This is a genomic window from Rhodopseudomonas sp. G2_2311, assembly GCF_047501505.1.
In the GTDB taxonomy this organism is placed as follows: Bacteria; Pseudomonadota; Alphaproteobacteria; order Rhizobiales; family Xanthobacteraceae; genus Rhodopseudomonas; species Rhodopseudomonas palustris_H.
In genome coordinates this window covers 92,327-111,630 of record NZ_JAZDRK010000016.1, presented here as the reverse complement: position 1 = coordinate 111,630, position 19,304 = coordinate 92,327, and the positions used below count along the sequence as shown (strand labels likewise).

Genomic DNA, 19,304 nt, shown 5'->3' with positions numbered 1-19,304 from the left:
GCAGGCCGTAAAGCCGGAAGTGATCAGGCGGCGACGGCCGCTGCCATTGCGTCGCGCGTCAGCCGGTGAAACCGCCACACCAGCAGCGCCGCATAGACGGTCAGGCCGATCGCCAGCCCGATCCAGACACCGAACGGGCCGAGGTCGGTGTGGAAGCCGAGCACCCAGCAGAACGGAAAACCGATCAGCCAGAATCCGAGCACCGCGAACAGCAGTGGCACCTTGGTGTCGTTGCGGCCGCGCAGCGCGCCGTTGGCGACGACCTGGAGGCCGTCGGCAATGAAGAAGCTCGCGCCGACGATCAGCAGCGCCGCGGTCAGCGTCGCGGTTTCGATTGAGGTGTCGGAATCGCCGAGGAATAGCTGCGGGATCTGATGCCGCGTCAGCGCGACCAGCAGCGTCATCGCGGCCATAAATATGAAGCCGAGGCCGATCGCCGCAAAGCCGGCGCGTCGCGCCGACGGCGGATCGCCGCGGCCGACCGCATGGCCGACCCGCACCGTGGCGGCGACCGATATCCCCATCGGCACCATGAACATGATCGCGGCGACCTGCAGGGCGATCTGATGCGCGGCGAGCGCGGTGGTGCCGAACTTGCCCATCAGCAGCGCCGCGGCGCCGAACACGCCGTATTCCAGCACGGAAGCGCCGGAGATCGGCAGGCCGAGCTGCAGCAGCCGGCGCATCAGCTCGCCGTCGAACCGGAACAACTCGCCGAATACCTGGTACTTCCGGAACGGGCGCATCGTCACGCACACCAATGCGGCGGCGATGCACATCGCCCACGACACGATGCTGGTGGCAAGGCCGGCGCCGAAGATTTCCAGCCGCGGCAGGCCGAACGAACCGTGGATCAGCACGTAAGCGAGGCCGAGATTGATCGGGATCGCGGTCAGCATGATCCACAGCGCCGGCTCGGGCCGATTCACCGCGCCCATCAAGCCGCGCAGCGCGATGAACAGCCAGCCGGGCACCAGCGACCATGCCAGTCCGTCGAGATAATCGCCGGCGAGGCGCGAGGTCTCAGGATTCTGGCCGAGCGCGACCAGCAGCTCTTCGCCATAGAGCTGGCCAAGCGTGAGCGGCACGCCGGCGATCACGCCCGCCCACAGCCCGACGCGCAGCGACGCACGCACCTGTCGCGGCGCGCGCGCGCCGAACGCCTGCGCCGCCAGCGGCGTCACTGCGGAGACCAGCCCAAGGCCCATCGTGAAGGTCGAGAACAGTACGATATGCGCGAGCGCAGCCGCCGCCACGGCGGTGTCGCCGAGCCGGCCGATCAGCGCCAGATCGGTGGTCATCATCGCGATCTGGCCGAGCTGCGTCAGCGCCATCGGCCACGCGAGCCACAGCGTTTCGATCAGCTCTGTCCGCCACGCAGACGATTTCGCCGGCGCAAGCGCGCCGGCGGCGATGTTGGAACCAGGTACGGTCATGGCGCGCACCATAACCGAAGTTGCGGCCGGAGTAAGACTTTGGTTCCGGCCAAGACGTCGCGCCTTGAAAGCCCTTAGCCGCGCTTTGCGCCGAGGAAGAATTCGACGTTGCCGTCACCGCCGGCGATCGAGGACGCAAAGACCTCGATGTCGCGGCAGCCGAGCGAGGCGGCGAGGGCGATCGCGTCGTCGCACACCGCGCGATGCACCTTGGCGTCGCGCACGATGCCGCGCTTCGAGGGCGCCTCGAACTGCGGCTTGATCAGCGCCAGCAGACTCATCGGCGATGCGGCAAGCGACAGCGCCGCGGGCAGCACCTGCTTCAGCGAAATGAAGCTGGCATCGATCACCACGACGTCCGGCCGCTGCGGCAGCCGCGTGCCCTCGAGCTTGCGGATGTCGGTCTCTTCCATCGACACGATCTTGGGATGGCCGCGCAGTGAAGCGTGGAGCTGATCGCGGCCGACATCGACGGCGAACACCAGCGCGGCGCCGTGCGCCAGCAGCACCTCGGTGAAGCCGCCGGTGGAGGAGCCGACATCGAGGCAGACGTGATCCTCGATCTCGATCGGATAATGCTCCAGCGCGCCGGCGAGCTTGACGCCGCCGCGCGATACCCAGGGATGCGCCGGCTGCGCTTCAAGCTGTGCGTCAAGCGCGATCGGTTCGGAGACCTTGGTGACCGGCTTGCCGTCCGCAACTACGAGCCCGGCCACGATCGCCGCCTGCGCCCGCGCACGGCTATCGAACAGGCCGCGCTCGACCAGCACGACATCGGCGCGTTTGCGCGGCGTAGACTCTGGTGGCTTCGCCATGGTCAGCGCGCCCGATGCGGCCGCAGCCGCTCCGCCGCGATCCGGACGCAGGCGGTGAAGCTGGCGAGGTCGTGCCATGGATCGGCCGGCATCTCGCGCGGCGTCACCAGCGGCGCGCCGTGCAGATCGAGGCAGTGGATCAGCATCAGATTGTCGGCGAGGCCGAAGTCTTCGACCGCCAGGCCGTCGGCACCGATCAGCAGGCCGTCGCGGCTCTCGACGGTTTCGAACTGCTTGACCCGCGCGACGTAGTTCGCCGGGTCGTTCGAATAGCCGAGCACCAGCTTGCCGCGTCCGGCCATGTAGCCGAGTTCGTACACCGTGCCGGCGTCGGCACTGGGACCGCGGAACGGCGTCAGATTGGCGATGATGGCGTCGGCTTCATTCATCATCGCTTCGTTGCCGCGGAAGATCTGCAGCGACGCGTCGTGCGCGGCAAGCGCGACCGCATTGTCGAGCGGAAACAGCCCGGCAAAGCCGTGGTCCGCGCACAGCTCGGCCTTGCGCCGGCCGATCTGCAGCGCATCGGGCAGAAACACGTCGGGGCCGGCGAGGTAGATCTTCATGGGCGCCTAAAACAAAACGGCGACACGGTCGCCCGTGCCGCCGTCCTGATGAATTAGCGAAAGCAGCCGGATCAGGCCAGCTTCACGGTGTCGGCCTTGGCGTCCTTGCCGAGCACGTCGAACACCTTCTTGACGATCGCCTTGGCGTCGAGGCCGGCGCGGGCGTACATCGCGGTCGGGTTGTCGTGATCCAGGAACACGTCGGGCAGCACCAGCGCGCGCATCTTCACTTCGCCGTCGAGCATGCCGTGCTCGGCCAGCGTCTGCATCACGTGGCTGCCGAAGCCGCCGATCGAACCTTCTTCGATGGTGAGCAGCACTTCGTGGTCGCGGGCGAGCTTCAGCACCAGCTCGACGTCGAGCGGCTTCATGAAGCGCGCGTCGGCGACGGTGGTGGAGAGGCCGAGGGTGGCGAGTTCGTCGGCGGCCTTCTCGGCCTCCGCGAGGCGGGTGCCGAACGACAGCAGCGCGACCTTGTTGCCCTGGCGGATGACGCGGCCCTTACCGATTTCCAGCGGAACGCCGACTTCCGGCATCTCGACGCCGCGGCCTTCGCCGCGCGGATAGCGCACCGCGCTCGGACGGTCGTCGATCGCCACCTGAGTGGCGACCATGTGCACCAGCTCGGCTTCGTCCGCTGCAGCCATGATCACCATGTTGGGCAGGCAGCCGAGATAGGCGTTGTCGAACGAACCGGCGTGGGTGGCGCCGTCGGCACCGACCAGTCCGGCGCGGTCGATCGCAAAGCGCACCGGCAGCTTCTGGATCGCGACGTCGTGGACGATCTGATCGTAAGCGCGCTGCAGGAAGGTCGAGTAGATCGCACAGAACGGCTTGTAGCCCTCGGTGGCGAGGCCGGCCGCGAAGGTCACGGCGTGCTGTTCGGCGATGCCGACATCGAAGGTGCGCTTCGGGAAGGCCTTCTCGAAGATGTCGATGCCGGTGCCCGACGGCATCGCCGCGGTGATGCCGACGATCTTGTCGTCCTTCTGGGCTTCCTTGACCAGGCTCTGGCCGAACACGTTCTGGTAGGACGGCGCGTTCGACTTGGCCTTGGCCTGGGCGCCGGTGGCGATGTCGAACTTGACCACCGCGTGATACTTGTCGGCCGCCGCTTCGGCCGGGCCGTAACCCTTGCCCTTCTGGGTGACGACGTGGATCAGGAACGGGCCGGTGTCGGCATCGCGGACGTTCTGCAGGATCGGCAGCAGGTGGTCGAGATTGTGACCGTCGACCGGGCCGACATAGTAGAAGCCGAGTTCTTCGAACAGGGTGCCGCCGCCCATCATGAAGCCGCGGGAATATTCCTCGGCGCGGGCGGCACGATCGGCGATCAGCTTGGGCAGGTGCTTGCCGATCTGCTTGCCGGCCTCGCGCAGCGACCGGTAGGTCTTGCCCGAATACAGCCGCGACAGATACGACGACATCGCGCCGACCGGCGGAGCGATCGACATGTTGTTGTCATTGAGGATCACGATCAGCCGCGAGTTCATAGCGCCGGCGTTGTTCATCGCCTCATAGGCCATGCCGGCCGAGATCGAGCCGTCGCCGATCACCGCGATGACGTTGTTCTTGATGCCCGACAGCTCGCTGGCCACCGCCATACCGAGGCCGGCCGAGATCGAGGTCGAGGAATGGCCGGCGCCGAACGGGTCGTGATCGCTCTCGGTGCGCTTGGTGAAGCCGGACAGGCCGCCCGGCGTCCGCAGCGTGCGGATGCGGTCGCGGCGGCCGGTCAGGATCTTATGCGGATAGGCCTGGTGGCCGACGTCCCAGATCAGGCGGTCGCGCGGGGTATCGAACACATAGTGCAGTGCGGTAGTCAGCTCGACCACGCCGAGACCGGCGCCGAAATGCCCGCCGGTTACCGATACCGCGTCGATCGTCTCCAATCGCAATTCGTCGGCGACCTGCCGAACCTGATCGACCCGCAGCTTGCGCAGATCTTCCGGTGTACGAATGGTGTCGAGAAGCGGCGTTTTGCTAAATTCGGTCACGGCGATATTCCAGTCTTATAACTATAGGGTGGTGAGTCCCTCGACGAATGGTCCGAGTGTCCAGTCTGCGTGAGCCTCACCCGGCTCCCGCACTCCTACTTCAGGAGAAATCAACGATCGAAGCGTAGTGTGCGCTCCCGATCGTCGAAGTGACCTCGATCACTTATTGCGGCTGCACACGTCCACCGAACTTGACAGTGCCATCCCGGCGAGTGTCAAGCGCGGCGCATAAGCTCATACCTTTACACAAACCCGTCATTAAATCCAACCATCGGCCGCCCAAGGCTTGGTCAGGCTGCGTAAACTTTCGGCCAACAGGGTTGATGGGGGTAGTTTCGGAACTCCAGTGTTGCGCCGCAAACACGGTCGTGGCCGGAGGGCGGCGCAAGCAATTACCTTTGCGGATGTCGGGGTTATTGCACGTCCAGCGGTTCGGTGCCGGTCGGGGCGCCCTGCGCGTCGGTGGTAATCTTGTCTACGCGGGCTTCGGCCTGCCGCAGCAGATCCTCACAGCGGCGCTTCAAAGCTTCACCGCGTTCATAAATCGTGACCGACTCCTCGAGCGGCACCTTGCCGTCTTCGAGCCGCTTGACGATGGTCTCAAGTTCCTCGAGGGCGCGCTCGAAGCTGAGCTTCTTCACATCGGCGGTTGCGGCTTCGGCCATTTCGCATTCCCGGCTGCACCGCGCAGGGGCGCGGCAGCATTGTTTTGGTTGTTGTTCTTGGTCGCCTGGCGGGGCGGCTGGTTCAAGCGCCCATCAGGGCGCCCACATGCGCAGCCACCGATTCACTCAGGCCCTGGAGGTCATATCCCCCCTCGAGCACTGAGACAATGCGGCCTCCGGCGGTGTGGGCCGCGACCTCCATCAGCCGTTCGGTGACCCAGCCGAAATCTTCGGCGCGCAGGTTCAGGCTGGCCAGCGGATCGCGGTAATGGGCGTCGAAACCGGCCGAAATCACAATCAATTCCGGCGAAAACCGCTTGAGTTGGGGCAGGATCAGCTGCTCGAACGCGAACCGGAACTCAGTCCCCCCATCTTCGGAAGCCAGGGGCGCGTTGACGATATTGTCATATTCGCCGCGCTCGCCCTGCGAGCCGGTACCCGGGAACAGCGGCATCTGGTGGGTAGAGCAATACATCACGGTTCGGTCGCCCCAGAAGATGTCCTGGGTGCCGTTACCGTGGTGGACGTCGAAATCCACCACCGCGGCGCGCTCGATGCCATATTGGCGCTGGGCGTAGCGCGCGGCGATCGCGGCATTGCCGAAGAAGCAGAACCCCATCGGCTTGGTGATTTCGGCATGGTGACCCGGCGGACGGGTGGCGACGAAGGCGTTGGCGGCCTCGCCCTTCATCACCGCATCCACCGCCGCGACCGAACCGCCGACGCCGCGTAGCGCGGCTTCGAATGTGCCTGGCGACATCGAGGTGTCGCCGTCGACATAGACGATGCCGGTGGACGGCGACATGTGGCGCAGCTCGACGATGTGGTGATCGGTGTGGCACAGCGCGATGTGCTCGAGCGAGCCGATCGGCGACTCCGCGCGCGCCAGCGGTGCAAAGCGTTCTTCGCCCAGCGTCTTGTTGATGGCGGCGAGGCGCGCAGCGCGCTCAGGATGTCCTTCCGGCGTGTGATGGTCGAGGCACGCGGAATGGGTCAGAAAAAGCGTGGTCATTCAGAAGTGCCCGGGCGCCGATCTGTGTCTGTATTATATTCGAATGAATGTAGTTACTCGCTGCGGCCAGCGAAAGGGCCGCTTAAGGCTTAGAGCGTTTTCGAGCGACATGGAAACTGCTCCGCTCGAAGAAAACGCATCAAAACAAACAACTAGAGCTCGCTCAATTCAAGCGCGTCACCCGGTCGGTCGGCGGCGGCACCACCGGACTGTGCGTCTTGAAATAGGCGAACAGCGCGTCGACGTCGTACACGCCGGTTTGCGGTGCAGCACCGTCCTTGAACACGGTGAAGCCGTCGCCGCCCGCCGCCAGATAGGCGTTCAGCGTCACCCGGTAGGCGCGGTTCGGATCGATCGGCGCTCCGTTCAACGTCATCCTGTCCGGCGGAATTCGCGCACCCGAGGCCCCCGCCGCATCCCAGGCGAAGTGAAAGCCCTTCGACACCTGCAGAATTCGCGGCCGCGCCGGCTCCGCCCATTGCTGTTCGAGCGCCGCCTTGAGCTGGGTGCCGGTCAGCGTCATGGTTACCAGCTGATTGCGGAACGGCTGCGCGGCGAACACTTGGCCAAACGTGACCGCGCCGCCTTCGCCGCCGAGAATATCGGAGCGGACGCCGCCCGGGTTGGTCAGCGCAATCTCGGCGCCGCCTTTGTCTTTGTCCGATGTCGCGGCGAGCTGGGCATCGGCGACGACGTCGCCGAGCACGCTCTCGCCCGCCGCATTCGGCATCCGCGACAGCGCCGATGTCACCGAACCCGCCGGCCGTGCCGCGATCGGGCCGGCCAGTTTGTCGTAGGCGGCGATCAGTGCGGTCTGCGCCGGATCCTTGGCCAGCGCGTCGGTCCGGACGATCGTGTTATTGGCCGCCGCGCTGATCACGTCGCGGGTGGTGGGATCGAGCTTGAGGTCGATCGCGGTGACGATGGTGCCGTATTTGTCGCCGCTGGTGACGAGGCGGCCGTCGATCCGGCAGGTATAGGCGCGGTGAGTATGACCGCTGATCACCACGTCGACGGCGCGGTCGAGCTTGTTGACGATCTCGACGATCGGGCCGGAGATACCCGGGCATTCGTTGTAGTCGCCGGTCGGAAAACCACCTTCATGGATTAGCACCACGATCGCCTCGACGCCCTTGGCCTTCAGCTCCGGGATCAGGGCGTTGACGGTCTCGGCCTCGTCCCTGAACGACAGGCCGGCGACACCCGGCGGTGACACCATGTTGGGCGTGTTCTTCAGCGTCAGCCCGATGAACGCCACCGGCACGCCGTCGAACTTGCGGATTGCGTAGGGAGGAAACACCGTCTTGCCGGTCGCGGTCTCGACCGTGGAGGCGGCCAGATAGTTGAACGCCGCGCCCTTGAACGGATGCGGCCCCTGGCAGCCGTCGACCGGATGGCAGCCGCCGTTCTGCATCCGGAGCAGCTCCGTCTTGCCCTCGTCGAACTCGTGATTGCCGACCGAGGACAGCGCCAGCCCCATCAACGACAGCGACTCGATGGTCGGCTCGTCGTGAAACATCGCCGACAGAAACGGGCTGGCGCCGATCAGGTCGCCTGCCGCAACGAAGATCGCGTTGGGATGATCCTTGCGCAGCGCTTTGACCAGCGTCGCCATGTGTTCGGCGCCGCCGGCGGGGACATGAATCTTCTTGGTTCGATCGGCCGGGTCGTCGATCGCGATGCCGCCGGGCGGCGGCTGCAGATTGCCGTGGAAATCGTTGATCGCCAGAATCCGCAGATCGACCGGTGGAGGCAGCAATTCGGCCGCGCGCGGGGCGGACACGGATGCGACAGTGAGCGCGGCGGCGGTGGCGAGCAGGGGCAGGCGAGAGCGGAGCTTGATCATCGGTGATCCGAGCAGAGCTTTTTTCACGCTTCGCATCGCCTGCCGCGCGCGCGAATGCAAGTGGCGTCGGTTTGCCGCAGGACGACGCGAATGCGCCGCCGAATACCAACCTTGCCGACGTGCCGATTGAACTTCACGGCGGCGCGGCGTTACTGATGGCACTCAATCGCGCGACGGACCGCGAGTCGCGATGCTCGTACAAGACCGGGGATGACGCATGAAGAGGTTTTCGCTCGCTGGGCCCGCAGCCGTTGTTATCGGTGCGATGGCGTTCGCCGGCACGATGTCGCTGGCCGTCGCGCAGCAGCCGCGGGGAGCCGAACGACCCCAGCCGCGCCTTTCCGATCTAATGCAGGGCGCGCAGGTCGCGCACATCAAGCTTTGGTACGCCGGCAAGGCCGGCAATTGGGGGCTTGCGACTTACGAGACCAAGCAGCTCAAGGCGAGGCTCGAAGATGCCGCCCAACTCTATCAGAGCCTGCCGGTCAACGATGTGACCACGATGGCCAAGCCGCTTGATGCAGTGTCGGCGGCGATCGCCGCCAAGGACGCCCGCGAATTCGCCCGGGCCTATGATGACCTCACCGCCGGCTGCAATTCGTGCCACCGCGAGCTCAAGCTCGGCTTCGTCCAACTGCGGACGCCGGCGTCGAACCCGTTCAGCGATCAGAATTTCGCGCCCGGGAAAAAGTAATCGGTCCGGCTGCGGCGCCCGCCGGGTGCCGCAGCCGTCATCTCAGCTCTTCTTCCGCTGGAAGAAGCGCATGAAGGCGTTGACGGCTTCGGGCGACTTCATCCGCTCGCCGAACAGATGCGTTTCCTGATCGATCCGCCGGGTGATCTCATCGGGCGCCAGCCGCAGCAGCTTGCGCGAGATCGCCACCGCTTCGGCCGGCAGCGCGCAGATTTCCCGCGCGGCTTTTTTGGCTTCCATCTCGGTCTGGCCGGGCGCCACCACGACGTTGACGAAACCGGCGACGCGGGCGTTCTCGGCCGTCATGGTGTGGCCCATTACCAGCGTGGCGAAGGCGCGCTGATAGCCCATGGTGCGTGGCATCAGCAGGCTGGACGCGCCCTCCGGCACCAGCCCGAGCTGGATGAACGGCGTCGAGAACGTCGCCGTGGTCGAGGCCAGCACGTAGTCACAGTGAAACAGCATCGTGGTGCCGATGCCGATCGCAATGCCGTCGACGGCCGCGATGATCGGCTTCACATTGTGAGCCAGCGAATACAGAAACTTGGTGGCGTTGGTGACGCGCGCCGCGCCGCTGGTATCGGTGCCGGCTTTGAGGAAATCGTCGAGATCGTTGCCGGCGGTGAACACGCCGGAGCCGCCGGTGATGATCAGGCAACGGATATTGGGATTGTTCTGCGCAGTGTCGATCGCGTGGCTCATCTCGCGATACATGTCCTGCGTCAGCGCGTTCTTCTTTTCCGGCCGGCGCATGGTGATCACGCGCGTGCCATCTTCATCCGTGACGATCAGATGCTCCGTCATGGCATTTCCCCCTAAGACCCGGCGTCCCCGCCTCAAGCGGAGCGCTCCTCGATACGCACAGTATCACGTTCGTCCGTGACGTCAGCTGACGGCCCCGCCGTCCGCGATGAATTTCTGTCGAAGCGCACGCCCATTGCGATGCGCATAAAGTAAAGGGTGGCTGCAATGCAGCCACCCCGGAGTTCTTCGTAAGCCGAAGGATCAACTTAGGCGGTCAGCACCGCCTCGGCACCGGCCACCGACGCGGCGCTGTCGACCACGCTGCGCTCCAGCGCAGGCGCCTGCACCGCGACGGTTTCGGCGAAGAACCGCGCCAGCGCGACGTAGCGCGACGGATCGTTGATGCCCTCGAGATCGCGCGCCGCGAGCGCTTCGGCCGCCAGCGCGCAGCCGCCCAGCGTGGCGCCGAACAGACGCAGATAGGGCGTGGCACCGGCCAGCGCATCGTTGGTGGCGCTGCCGAGTTTGTCGAGCAGATAGCGGCTGGTGCGGTCGAGCGCTTCCAGCGCTTCGCGGAGCCGCAGGCCGGTCAGGCCGAAGCCCGGATCGTTCGACGCTTCGACATCCTTGACGATCAGCGTCAGCTCGTCGAGCAGCGCGAACACCGAGGCGCCGCCGTTCGCGCCGAGCTTGCGGGTGACGAGGTCGATCGCCTGGATGCCGTTGGTGCCTTCGTAGATCGGCGCAATCCGCGCGTCGCGATAGTGCTGCGCGGCGCCGGTCTCTTCGATGAAGCCCATGCCGCCGTGGATCTGCACGCCGAGCGAGGCGACCTCGATGCCGATGTCGGTGGAGAACGCCTTGGCGATCGGCGTCAGCAGCGCGCCGCGCGCCGCCGCGGAGGCCTTGACCTTCGGATCGGTGCTGCGCGCCGCAATGTCGAGCGCGACCGCGGTCGAGTAGCAAATCGTACGCGCGGCGCCGATCAGCGCGCGCATCGTCAGCAGCGTGCGCTTGACGTCGGGATGCTTGATGATCGGATCCGAACCCGGGCCGGCGCTGCCGACCGCGCGGCCCTGCTTGCGCTCCTGCGCATAGGCCAGCGCCTGCTGATAGGCGCGGTCTGCAATGCCGACGCCTTCGAGACCGACCGCGAGACGGGCCTGGTTCATCATCGTGAACATGCACTGCATGCCGCGGTTTTCTTCGCCGATCAGATAGCCGATGGCGCCGCCGTGATCGCCCATCGTCATGGTGCAGGTCGGCGAGGCATGGATGCCGAGCTTGTGCTCGACGCCGCTCGGATAAATGTCGTTGCGGGCACCCAGCGAGCCGTCGGCGTTGACCAGGAATTTCGGCACCAGGAACAGCGAGATGCCTTTGGTGCCGGCCGGCGCATCCGGCAGCCGCGCGAGCACGAAATGCACGATGTTATCGGTCATGTCGTGATCGCCATAGGTGATGAAGATCTTGCTGCCGAAGACCTTGTAGCTGCCGTCGGCAGCGCGCTCGGCGCGGGTGCGCAGCGCGCCGACGTCGGAGCCGGCCTGCGGCTCGGTGAGCTGCATCGTGCCGGTCCATTCACCGGAGATCAGCTTGCCGAGATAGACCTGCTTCAGCGCGTCGCTGCCGTGCGTATGCAGGGCGTCGATCGCCGACAGGGTCAACAGCGGGCACAGCCCGAACGCCATGTTGGACGACGCCCAGATCTCGGTGCAGGCGGCGTTGACCGCCATCGGCAGCCCCTGGCCGCCAAAATCTTCAGGCCCCGACACCGCGTTCCAGCCGGCGGCGATCCAGCGCTGATAGGCGTCCGGCCAGCCCGGCGCGGTGGTGACCTTGCCATGCTCGAGCTTGATGCCGTGCTTGTCGCCGACCCGGTTCAGCGGCGCCAGGATGTCGCTGGCGAATTTGCCCGCCTCGTCCAGGACTTGCGCAGTGATCTCGCTGTCGTAGTCGCCCAAATGGCCGGCGGCGACGGCGGCCTGCAATCCTGCACCGTGGTTCAGGGAAAGAAGGATGTCGTCGATCGGAGCGCGATAGGTCATGTTGAAGTCCCGGCTGACGGAAGGAATGCCGGCCTTTTTCCACGAAAACCCATTCCCCTCAACCGTCCGTCGCGTCGCGCCGGCTCTGCAGCCGGGCCGCCCACACCCGGCGCACGACGCTTTCGGCGGTTGAAATGCCGCTTGGGTGTCGATAGACCGGCGGGGCCGAAGCGAATCCGCCATCCGGCCGCCCCTGCGCGGCACGGAACCGGCTGTTGGGGCGTAGCCAAGCGGTAAGGCAGGGGATTTTGATTCCCCCATGCGGAGGTTCGATCCCTCCCGCCCCAGCCAATCATTTCAGCAGCTTAGCTCAGGTGTGCCGGCGCATCTCGATGCGCGCGTGTCGGACATCCGCCTTGCGGCGGTCGCGCGAACTCCCGCATAGTCGCTGGCCACAGAGCTGGTTGGGAGGCCGGCGGCGATGGACTCCTTCGACATCCTTTGGCTGCAAGGAGCCAGTTGCGGCGGCTGCACAATGGCGGCGCTGGAGGGCGGGCATTCCGGCTGGTTTGCCGAGCTGAAGCGGTTCGGGATCAATCTGCTGTGGCATCCGTCGGTCAGCGAGGCGACCGCCGACGAGGCGGTGGCGATCTTTGAACGCATTGCGTCCGGTGGGCAGCGGCTCGGCGCGCTGGTGCTGGAAGGCGCGGTGCTGCGTGGGCCGAATGGCAGTGGCCGGTTCAACATGCTCGGCGGCACCGGCCGTTCGATGCTGCATTGGGTGACGACGCTGGCGCCGCGCGCCGATTATGTGGTTGCGGCTGGAAGCTGCGCGGCGTTCGGCGGCGTGCCGATGGCCGGTAGCAATCCGACCGATGCCAGCGGCCTGCAATATGCGGCGGCCGAGGCTGGCGGCGTGCTCGGCGCCGGCTTCCGCTCCCGCGCCGGGCTGCCGGTGATCAACATCGCCGGCTGCGCGCCGCATCCGGGCTGGATTTCCGAAACACTCGCCGCGCTGGCGCTCGGCGGTGTCGACACAGCTGCGCTCGATGCGTTCGGCCGGCCGCGGTTCTTTGCCGATCATCTGGCGCATCACGGCTGCGCCCGTAACGAGTACTACGAGTTCAAGGCCAGCGCCGAGGAGCTGTCGCAACAGGGCTGCCTGATGGAGCACCTCGGCTGCAAGGCGACCCAGGCGGTCGGCGACTGCAATCAGCGCGGCTGGAACGGCAGCGGCTCCTGCACCAGCGGCGGCTATGCCTGCATTGCCTGCACCTCGCCGGGCTTCGAGACCTCGCAGGGCTTCATGGAAACCGCCAAGCTCGCCGGCATTCCGGTCGGCCTGCCGCTCGACATGCCGAAAGCGTGGTTCGTCGCGCTGGCGGCGCTATCGAAATCGGCGACGCCGAAGCGGGTTCGCGCCAATGCGGCGGCGGATCATATTGTCGTGCCGCCGCGCAGCGACCCCGGCCGGCGGCCATGACGCGGCGGATCACGGTCGGCCCGTTCAACCGCGTCGAGGGCGATCTGGAAGTGCGGCTCGATCTCGACGACGGCGTCGTTCGCTCGGCCGAAGTCACCGCGCCTTTGTATCGCGGCTTCGAGCAGATCCTGCGCGGCCGATCGGCGATGGATGCGCTGACGCTGGTGCCGCGGATCTGCGGCATCTGCTCAGTGTCGCAGTCGATGGCCGCGGTGGCGGCGCTGCGGGCCGTCGGCGGGGTGCGGCCGGCGCGCAACGGCGTGCTCGCCGCCAATCTGGCGCACGCCGCCGAGAACGCAGCCGATCACCTGACCCACTTCTATCTGTTCTTCATGCCGGACTTCGCCCGCGACGCTTACGGGGCGCGGCCGTGGCATCCTGAGATCGCGGCCCGGTTCAAGGCGGTGCAGGGCAGTGCAGCGCAGGCGATGCTGCCGGCGCGGGCGCGGTTGTTGCAGATCATGGGCCTGATCGCCGGCAAATGGCCGCACAGCCTGGCGTTTCAGCCGGGCGGCACCACCTGCGCGATCGATCTCGGCGAGCGGGTTCAGCTGCTGTCGATCATCGGCGACTTCCGCGACTTTCTCGAACGCACCGTGTTCGGCGACAGTCTCGACAACGTGCTGGCGATCGACAGCGTGGCGACCCTCGAAGCATGGCGGGACGGTCGCGGCAGCGATTTCGCCGGCTTTCTCGGCATTGCCGATGATCTTGCGCTTCACCAGCTCGGCCGGATCGCGCTGCCGCTGATGAGCTTCGGCGCCTATCAGGGCGAGGAGGCAGCTCTGTTTGCAGCCGGCGTGCTCGATCCTTCCAGTGCGGAGCGGACGTCGTTCGATCCCGCCAAGATCACTGAGGATGTGGCTCACGCCTGGATGCGCGACACTTCATTGTCGCCGCTAGAGGCCGACACCGATCCTGATGCCGACAAGCCGGCCGGTTATAGCTGGTGCAAGGCACCCCGGCTCGCCGGTGGCCCGGCCGAAGTCGGGGCCCTGGCGCGGCAGGCGGTCGACGGCGATCCGCTGATCCGGGATTGTCTCGCCCGTTTCGGTCCCTGCGTCACGACCCGCGTTATCGCGCGATTGCGCGAGACGGCCCGGCTGGCGCTGGCGATGCACCAGTGGGCACGGCAGCTCGATCTTGCCGAACCATTTTTGGAGCGGGGCGAGCGTGGCCGCGACGGGACCGGCATCGGCCTCGTCGAAGCTGCCCGTGGCAGCCTCGGCCATTGGATCGAACTGCGCGGCGACAGCATTCGTCGCTATCAGATCATCGCCCCGACCAGCTGGAATTTTTCGCCGCGTGATCGCGACGGCGTTCCCGGCCCGCTCGAACAAGCGCTGGTCGGCACGCCGGTCGGCGACGCAGGCGCGCGTGCGGTCACCATCCAGCACGTCGTGCGTTCGTTCGATCCCTGCATGGTGTGCACTGCACACTAACTGCTTGGCTGATCGCAGCTGCGGTCACTCGGTTGTCAGCGCCGCAACCGGCTTATCACCTCGTCGTTTCCCGAAGCTCACGGGCCTCACCCGAGCGCGCCGCGCTTTACCGTTCGTATCAAGCACTTGATGCACCGCATCATTCCTTCGCGTCGCTGGCATGGTTCTTGCGATCTCTCGTGAAGTTGCGAAGTCCGGAACGAGACTTCGAGAGGGCGGGACACCGGGAGCCATCATGGGTGCAGTGACGGAAACCTTTTACGAGGTGATCAGGCGGCAGGGGATCACGCGGCGCAGCTTCGTGAAGTTCTGCAGTCTCACGGCCACCAGTCTCGGCCTCGGGCCGATCGGCGCCACCCAGATCGCGCACGCGCTGGAGACCAAGCCGCGCGTCCCGGTGATCTGGATGCACGGGCTGGAATGCACCTGCTGCTCTGAAAGCTTCATTCGCTCGGCGCATCCTCTGGTGAAGGATGCGGTGCTGTCGATGATCTCGCTCGATTACGACGACACCATCATGGCGGCGGCCGGCCATCAGGCCGATGCGATCCTCGAAGAGACTCGCAAGAAGTACAAAGGCCAGTACGTGCTGGCGGTGGAAGGCAATCCGCCGCTGAACGAAGACGGCATGTTCTGCATCGACGGCGGCCGCCCCTTCGTCGAGAAGCTGAAGGAAATGGCCGAGGACTCGATGGCGGTGATCGCCTGGGGCAGCTGCGCCTCCTGGGGCTGCGTGCAGGCCGCCAAGCCGAACCCGACCAACGCGACCCCGATCGACAAGGTGATCCGCAACAAGCCGGTGATCAAAGTGCCGGGCTGCCCGCCGATCGCCGAGGTGATGACCGGCGTCGTCTCCTACATCATCACCTTCGGACGGCTGCCCGAACTCGACCGCCAGGGCCGGCCGAAGATGTTCTACTCCCAGCGCATCCACGACAAATGCTATCGCCGGCCGCATTTCGACGCCGGTCAGTTCGTCGAGGAATGGGACGATGACGGCGCGCGTAAGGGCTATTGCCTTTACAAGATGGGCTGCAAAGGCCCGACCACCTACAACGCCTGTTCGACGGTGCGCTGGAACGGCGGCGTGTCGTTCCCGATCCAGTCGGGCCATGGCTGCATCGGCTGCTCGGAAGACGCGTTCTGGGACAAGGGCTCGTTCTACGACCGGCTCACCACCATCAATCAGTTCGGTATCGAGGCCAACGCCGACAAGATCGGCGCCACGGTCGCCGGCGTCGTCGGCACGGCGATCGCCGCGCACGCCGCGGTGACCACCGTGCGCAATCTGTCGCGCCGCAAGGAAGTCCCGAACGGCAACGGCACATCCAACGGCAAGTCGGCTTAAGGCCCAGGACGCAGCATCATGACCAACGTCACGACTCCCAACGGCTTCAAGCTCGACAATGCCGGCCGCCGCGTCGTCGTCGATCCGGTGACCCGGATCGAGGGGCACCTGCGCGTCGAGGTCAATGTCGACAGCAACAATGTCATCCGCAATGCGGTGTCGACTGGCACGATGTGGCGCGGCATCGAGGTGATCCTCAAGGGCCGCGACCCACGCGACGCCTGGGCGTTCACCCAGCGGATCTGCGGCGTCTGCACCGGCACTCACGCTCTCACGTCGGTGCGCGCGGTCGAGAACGCGCTGAAGATCAACGTGCCGGAGAACGCCAACACCATCCGCAACATCATGCAGCTCGCGCTGTATGTGCACGACCATCTGGTCCACTTCTATCATCTGCACGCGCTCGACTGGGTCGACGTGGTATCGGCTCTGAAGGCCGATCCGAAAGCCACCTCGGCGCTGGCACAGTCGATCTCGCCGTGGCCGATGTCGTCGCCCGGTTACTTCAAGGATCTGCAGATCCGCTTGACGAAGTTTGTCGAGAGCGGCCAGCTCGGCCCGTTCAAGAACGGCTATTGGGGCCATCCCGCCTACAAGCTGCCGCCTGAAGCCAATCTGATGGCGGTGGCGCACTATTTGGAGGCCCTCGATTTCCAGAAGGAGATCGTCAAGATCCACACCATCTACGGCGGCAAGAACCCGCATCCGAACTGGCTGGTCGGCGGCGTGCCGTGCTCGATCAACGTCGATGGCACCGGCGCGGTCGGTGCGATCAACATCGAGCGGCTCAACCTGGTGTCGTCGATCATCGACCAGACTGTTGCCTTCGTCGAGCAGGTCTACGTGCCGGATCTGGTGGCGATTGCCGGGTTCTATAAGGACTGGCTGTATGGCGGCGGGCTGTCGTCGAAGTCGGTGATGTCCTACGGCGATCTGCCGGAATACGCCAACGACTATTCCGACAAGAGCCTGATGCTGCCGCGCGGTGTGATCATCAACGGCAATCTCAACGAGGTGCTGCCGGTCGATCTGAGTGCCCCGGACCAGATCCAGGAGTTCGTCACCCACTCGTGGTACAAATATGCCGACGAGGGCAAGGGCTTGCATCCGTATGACGGCGTCACCGAGCCGAACTTCGTGCTCGGCCCCAACGCCAAGGGCACCCGCACCAACATCGAGGCGCTGGACGAGTCCGCCAAATACTCGTTCCTCAAGGCGCCGCGCTGGAAGGGCCACGCGGTCGAGGTCGGTCCGCTGGCGCGCTACATCATCGGCTACGCCCAGGGCAAACCGGAGTTCAAGGAGCCGACCGAAAAGCTCCTGAAGACGCTCGACGTGCCGGTCACTGCGCTGTTTTCGACGCTGGGCCGCACTGCGGCGCGCGGGCTGGAATGCCAGTGGGCGGCGCGCAAGCTGCGCGCGGCGCAGGACAAGCTGATGGCCAGCATCAAGGCCGGCGATCTGTCCACCGCCAACACCGACAAATGGCACCCGTCGAGCTGGCCGAAGGACGTCAAGGGCGTCGGCTTCACCGAGGCGCCGCGCGGCGCGCTGGCGCACTGGGTCAAGATCAAGGACACCCGGATCGACAACTATCAGTGCGTGGTGCCGACCACCTGGAACGGCAGCCCGCGCGATCCGCAAGGCAATATCGGTGCGTTCGAGGCGGCGCTGCTCGACACTCCGATGGCCGATCCGAACCAACCGCTGGAGATCATCCGCACGCTGCATTCGTTCGATCCGTGCCTGGCCTGCTCGACCCACGTGATGAGTGAGGACGGTCAGGAAATGGCACAGGTCAAGGTCAGCTGACGCAGGGAGGCGACGATGACCACGGAAATCGCACGGGTCCAGGGCGCCATCGACTCGGCAGGTGAGCGCGCCCGGTCGTTGCAGACGGTCTATGTCTATCAGGCGCCGGTGCGGCTGTGGCACTGGGTCAACGCGCTGTTGATCGTGGCGCTGTGCGTCACCGGCTATCTGATCGGCTCGCCGCCGCCTTCGGTGCCCGGCGAGGCCAGCGCCAGCTTCCAGATGGGCTATATCCGCTTCATCCACTTCGCGGCAGGCCAGACGCTGATCGTGTTCTTCATCCTGCGGGCCTACTGGGCGATCGTCGGCAATAAATACTCCAAGCAGCTGTTCTACATGCCGATCACCAACCGGACCTGGTGGTGGGGCATGATTTACGAGTTTAAATGGTACGCCTTCCTGGTGAAGGATCCGAAGAAGTACATCGGCCACAATCCGCTCGCGCACGTGGCGATGTTCACCTTCATGCTGTTCATGATCTTCATGATGTGCAGCGGCATGGCGCTGTATGCCGAAGGCCAGGGCATCGATAGCTGGCAGTACAAGATGTTCGGCTTCATGTTCTCGATCTTCCCGAACAGCCAGGATCTGCACACCGTCCATCATCTCGGAATGTGGGCGATCGTGGTGTTCGTGATCGTGCACATCTACGCCGCGGTGCGCGAGGACATCCTCAGCCGTCAGAGCATGATCTCGTCGATCGTCTCCGGCGAACGCCTGTTCCGCGACGATCTGCCGGATTGAGGTTGGTTGAAGTGGGTTTCTCCCCATCATTGCGAGCGCAGCGAAGCAATCCAGAGGTGCGATGCACCGAGCTGGATTGCTTCGTCGCTTCGCTCCTCGCACGCATTGAACCGTGAGAACTCCATGACAGATGCGCCCCGCGTCCTGATCCTCGGCATCGGCAACATTCTGTGGGCCGACGAAGGCTTCGGCGTGCGTGCGGTCGAAGCGTTTCACCGCGCCTATGATGTGCCGGCCAACGTCACCGTGCTGGATGGCGGCACCCAGGGCCTGTACCTCGTCAACTTCCTGCAGGACCACGACCACCTGCTGGTGTTCGACGCCATCGACTACGGGCTCGAGCCCGGCACGCTGAAGCTGGTGCGCGGCGATGAAGTGCCGAAATTCACCGGCGCCAAGAAGATGAGCCTGCATCAGACCGGGTTTCAGGAGGTGCTGAGCGCCGCGGATCTGCTCGGCGCCGCGCCGCGCGAGCTGGCGCTGATCGGCTGTCAGCCGCTCGACTTGGAAGATTGGGGCGGAGCGCTGACCGAGCCGGTGCGTGGCCGTATCGCTGAATCACTGGCGATGGCCTGCGCGATTCTGGCCGAATGGGGCGTGCCGGTGGCGCCGCGCGCTGAACCGTTGCCCGAAGGCGCCGCGCTGCTGGCCAATGATATCGACCACGACCATTACGAACGGCGCGAAGCCGCCGCATCTTCCACGATCTGAG

At 65.5% G+C, this 19,304-nt stretch carries 17 protein-coding genes and 1 tRNA gene; 9 read left to right on the top strand and 9 right to left on the bottom strand.

All coding sequences use genetic code 11. The annotated features are described in order from the left end of the window. Positions 1-23: 23 nt before the first annotated feature. The 7 genes from VRZ08_RS19025 to VRZ08_RS18995 form a co-directional block, all read right to left on the bottom strand. Positions 24-1,448: an MATE family efflux transporter gene (locus VRZ08_RS19025; RefSeq protein WP_107354371.1), complete on the bottom strand. Its 1,425-nt coding sequence runs from the start codon at positions 1,446-1,448 to the stop codon at positions 24-26. A 62-nt stretch (positions 1,449-1,510) separates the two neighbouring features. Next, positions 1,511-2,251, bottom strand: coding sequence for a TlyA family RNA methyltransferase (locus VRZ08_RS19020; protein ID WP_414533520.1), 741 nt, complete (start codon positions 2,249-2,251; stop codon positions 1,511-1,513). Positions 2,252-2,253: 2 nt separating this feature from the next. Continuing rightward, positions 2,254-2,817, bottom strand: a complete 564-nt coding sequence (locus VRZ08_RS19015) for a nucleoside 2-deoxyribosyltransferase (RefSeq protein ID WP_414533519.1) — start codon at positions 2,815-2,817, stop codon at positions 2,254-2,256. 71 nt (positions 2,818-2,888) lie between these two features. Further along, the gene (gene dxs / locus VRZ08_RS19010) at positions 2,889-4,814 is read right to left on the bottom strand and encodes a 1-deoxy-D-xylulose-5-phosphate synthase (protein WP_263990694.1); all 1,926 of its coding nucleotides are present in this window, start codon (positions 4,812-4,814) and stop codon (positions 2,889-2,891) included. Between the two features lie 413 nt (positions 4,815-5,227). Next, complete coding sequence (locus VRZ08_RS19005; protein ID WP_107343103.1) at positions 5,228-5,479, bottom strand: exodeoxyribonuclease VII small subunit; 252 nt, start codon at positions 5,477-5,479, stop codon at positions 5,228-5,230. Between the two features lie 82 nt (positions 5,480-5,561). Further along, on the bottom strand, positions 5,562-6,491 hold the full coding sequence (locus tag VRZ08_RS19000) for a histone deacetylase family protein (RefSeq protein WP_107354375.1): 930 nt from the start codon (positions 6,489-6,491) through the stop codon (positions 5,562-5,564). A 163-nt stretch (positions 6,492-6,654) separates the two neighbouring features. Next, on the bottom strand, positions 6,655-8,337 hold the full coding sequence (locus VRZ08_RS18995; RefSeq protein WP_414533518.1) for a bifunctional metallophosphatase/5'-nucleotidase: 1,683 nt from the start codon (positions 8,335-8,337) through the stop codon (positions 6,655-6,657). Between the two features lie 2 nt (positions 8,338-8,339). Here VRZ08_RS18995 and VRZ08_RS18990 point away from each other — a divergent pair, with 2 nt between their 5' ends. Both VRZ08_RS18990 and VRZ08_RS18985 read left to right on the top strand, forming a co-directional pair. Further along, positions 8,340-8,558, top strand: coding sequence for a hypothetical protein (locus VRZ08_RS18990; RefSeq protein ID WP_159059312.1), 219 nt, complete (start codon positions 8,340-8,342; stop codon positions 8,556-8,558). Beyond that, on the top strand, positions 8,555-9,031 hold the full coding sequence (locus tag VRZ08_RS18985) for a hypothetical protein (RefSeq protein WP_107354377.1): 477 nt from the start codon (positions 8,555-8,557) through the stop codon (positions 9,029-9,031). Before VRZ08_RS18990 ends, VRZ08_RS18985 begins: the two co-directional genes overlap by 4 nt. Positions 9,032-9,073: 42 nt before the next feature. On the opposite strand, the gene VRZ08_RS18980 is transcribed toward VRZ08_RS18985, so the two are convergent. Together VRZ08_RS18980 and VRZ08_RS18975 are read right to left on the bottom strand one after the other, a co-directional pair. Then, positions 9,074-9,835, bottom strand: a complete 762-nt coding sequence (locus VRZ08_RS18980) for a crotonase/enoyl-CoA hydratase family protein (RefSeq protein WP_107354378.1) — start codon at positions 9,833-9,835, stop codon at positions 9,074-9,076. 206 nt (positions 9,836-10,041) lie between these two features. Then, positions 10,042-11,823 carry an acyl-CoA dehydrogenase gene (locus VRZ08_RS18975; RefSeq protein ID WP_414533517.1) on the bottom strand — a complete coding sequence of 594 codons (1,782 nt, stop codon included), beginning with the start codon at positions 11,821-11,823 and terminating at the stop codon, positions 10,042-10,044. A 216-nt stretch (positions 11,824-12,039) separates the two neighbouring features. On the opposite strand from VRZ08_RS18975, the gene VRZ08_RS18970 reads away from it, so the two are divergent. From VRZ08_RS18970 to VRZ08_RS18940, 7 genes are all read left to right on the top strand, one after another. Next, positions 12,040-12,114 (top strand) — tRNA-Gln (locus tag VRZ08_RS18970). A gap of 130 nt (positions 12,115-12,244) precedes the next feature. Beyond that, positions 12,245-13,246, top strand: coding sequence for a HupU protein (locus tag VRZ08_RS18965; RefSeq protein WP_414533516.1), 1,002 nt, complete (start codon positions 12,245-12,247; stop codon positions 13,244-13,246). After that, entirely contained in the window at positions 13,243-14,688 is a 1,446-nt protein-coding gene (locus VRZ08_RS18960; protein ID WP_414533515.1) for a nickel-dependent hydrogenase large subunit, read from the top strand. The genes VRZ08_RS18965 and VRZ08_RS18960 overlap by 4 nt, the downstream gene beginning before the upstream one ends. Positions 14,689-14,923: 235 nt before the next feature. Beyond that, entirely contained in the window at positions 14,924-16,036 is a 1,113-nt protein-coding gene (locus VRZ08_RS18955; RefSeq protein WP_011156495.1) for a hydrogenase small subunit, read from the top strand. Between the two features lie 18 nt (positions 16,037-16,054). Then, positions 16,055-17,848: a nickel-dependent hydrogenase large subunit gene (locus VRZ08_RS18950; RefSeq protein ID WP_011156496.1), complete on the top strand. Its 1,794-nt coding sequence runs from the start codon at positions 16,055-16,057 to the stop codon at positions 17,846-17,848. Between the two features lie 15 nt (positions 17,849-17,863). Then, positions 17,864-18,592, top strand: coding sequence for a Ni/Fe-hydrogenase, b-type cytochrome subunit (gene cybH, locus VRZ08_RS18945; RefSeq protein WP_107354382.1), 729 nt, complete (start codon positions 17,864-17,866; stop codon positions 18,590-18,592). A 123-nt stretch (positions 18,593-18,715) separates the two neighbouring features. Continuing rightward, positions 18,716-19,303, top strand: coding sequence for a HyaD/HybD family hydrogenase maturation endopeptidase (locus VRZ08_RS18940; protein WP_408017562.1), 588 nt, complete (start codon positions 18,716-18,718; stop codon positions 19,301-19,303). Position 19,304: the final 1 nt, after the last annotated feature.

Excerpts from the sequence above, each read along its gene's own strand:
- VRZ08_RS18965 (WP_414533516.1), top strand. The coding sequence starts at position 12,245 with ATGGACTCCTTCGACATCCTTTGGCTGCAAGGAGCCAGTTGCGGCGGC.
- VRZ08_RS19005 (WP_107343103.1), bottom strand. The coding sequence starts at position 5,479 with ATGGCCGAAGCCGCAACCGCCGATGTGAAGAAGCTCAGCTTCGAGCGC.
- VRZ08_RS18940 (WP_408017562.1), top strand. The coding sequence starts at position 18,716 with ATGACAGATGCGCCCCGCGTCCTGATCCTCGGCATCGGCAACATTCTG.
- cybH (WP_107354382.1), top strand. The coding sequence starts at position 17,864 with ATGACCACGGAAATCGCACGGGTCCAGGGCGCCATCGACTCGGCAGGT.
- VRZ08_RS19000 (WP_107354375.1), bottom strand. The coding sequence starts at position 6,491 with ATGACCACGCTTTTTCTGACCCATTCCGCGTGCCTCGACCATCACACG.
- VRZ08_RS18955 (WP_011156495.1), top strand. The coding sequence starts at position 14,924 with ATGGGTGCAGTGACGGAAACCTTTTACGAGGTGATCAGGCGGCAGGGG.
- VRZ08_RS19015 (WP_414533519.1), bottom strand. The coding sequence starts at position 2,817 with ATGAAGATCTACCTCGCCGGCCCCGACGTGTTTCTGCCCGATGCGCTG.
- VRZ08_RS18995 (WP_414533518.1), bottom strand. The coding sequence starts at position 8,337 with ATGATCAAGCTCCGCTCTCGCCTGCCCCTGCTCGCCACCGCCGCCGCG.
- VRZ08_RS19020 (WP_414533520.1), bottom strand. The coding sequence starts at position 2,251 with ATGGCGAAGCCACCAGAGTCTACGCCGCGCAAACGCGCCGATGTCGTG.
- VRZ08_RS18950 (WP_011156496.1), top strand. The coding sequence starts at position 16,055 with ATGACCAACGTCACGACTCCCAACGGCTTCAAGCTCGACAATGCCGGC.
- VRZ08_RS18985 (WP_107354377.1), top strand. The coding sequence starts at position 8,555 with ATGAAGAGGTTTTCGCTCGCTGGGCCCGCAGCCGTTGTTATCGGTGCG.
- VRZ08_RS18960 (WP_414533515.1), top strand. The coding sequence starts at position 13,243 with ATGACGCGGCGGATCACGGTCGGCCCGTTCAACCGCGTCGAGGGCGAT.
- VRZ08_RS18980 (WP_107354378.1), bottom strand. The coding sequence starts at position 9,835 with ATGACGGAGCATCTGATCGTCACGGATGAAGATGGCACGCGCGTGATC.
- VRZ08_RS18975 (WP_414533517.1), bottom strand. The coding sequence starts at position 11,823 with ATGACCTATCGCGCTCCGATCGACGACATCCTTCTTTCCCTGAACCAC.
- VRZ08_RS19025 (WP_107354371.1), bottom strand. The coding sequence starts at position 1,448 with ATGGTGCGCGCCATGACCGTACCTGGTTCCAACATCGCCGCCGGCGCG.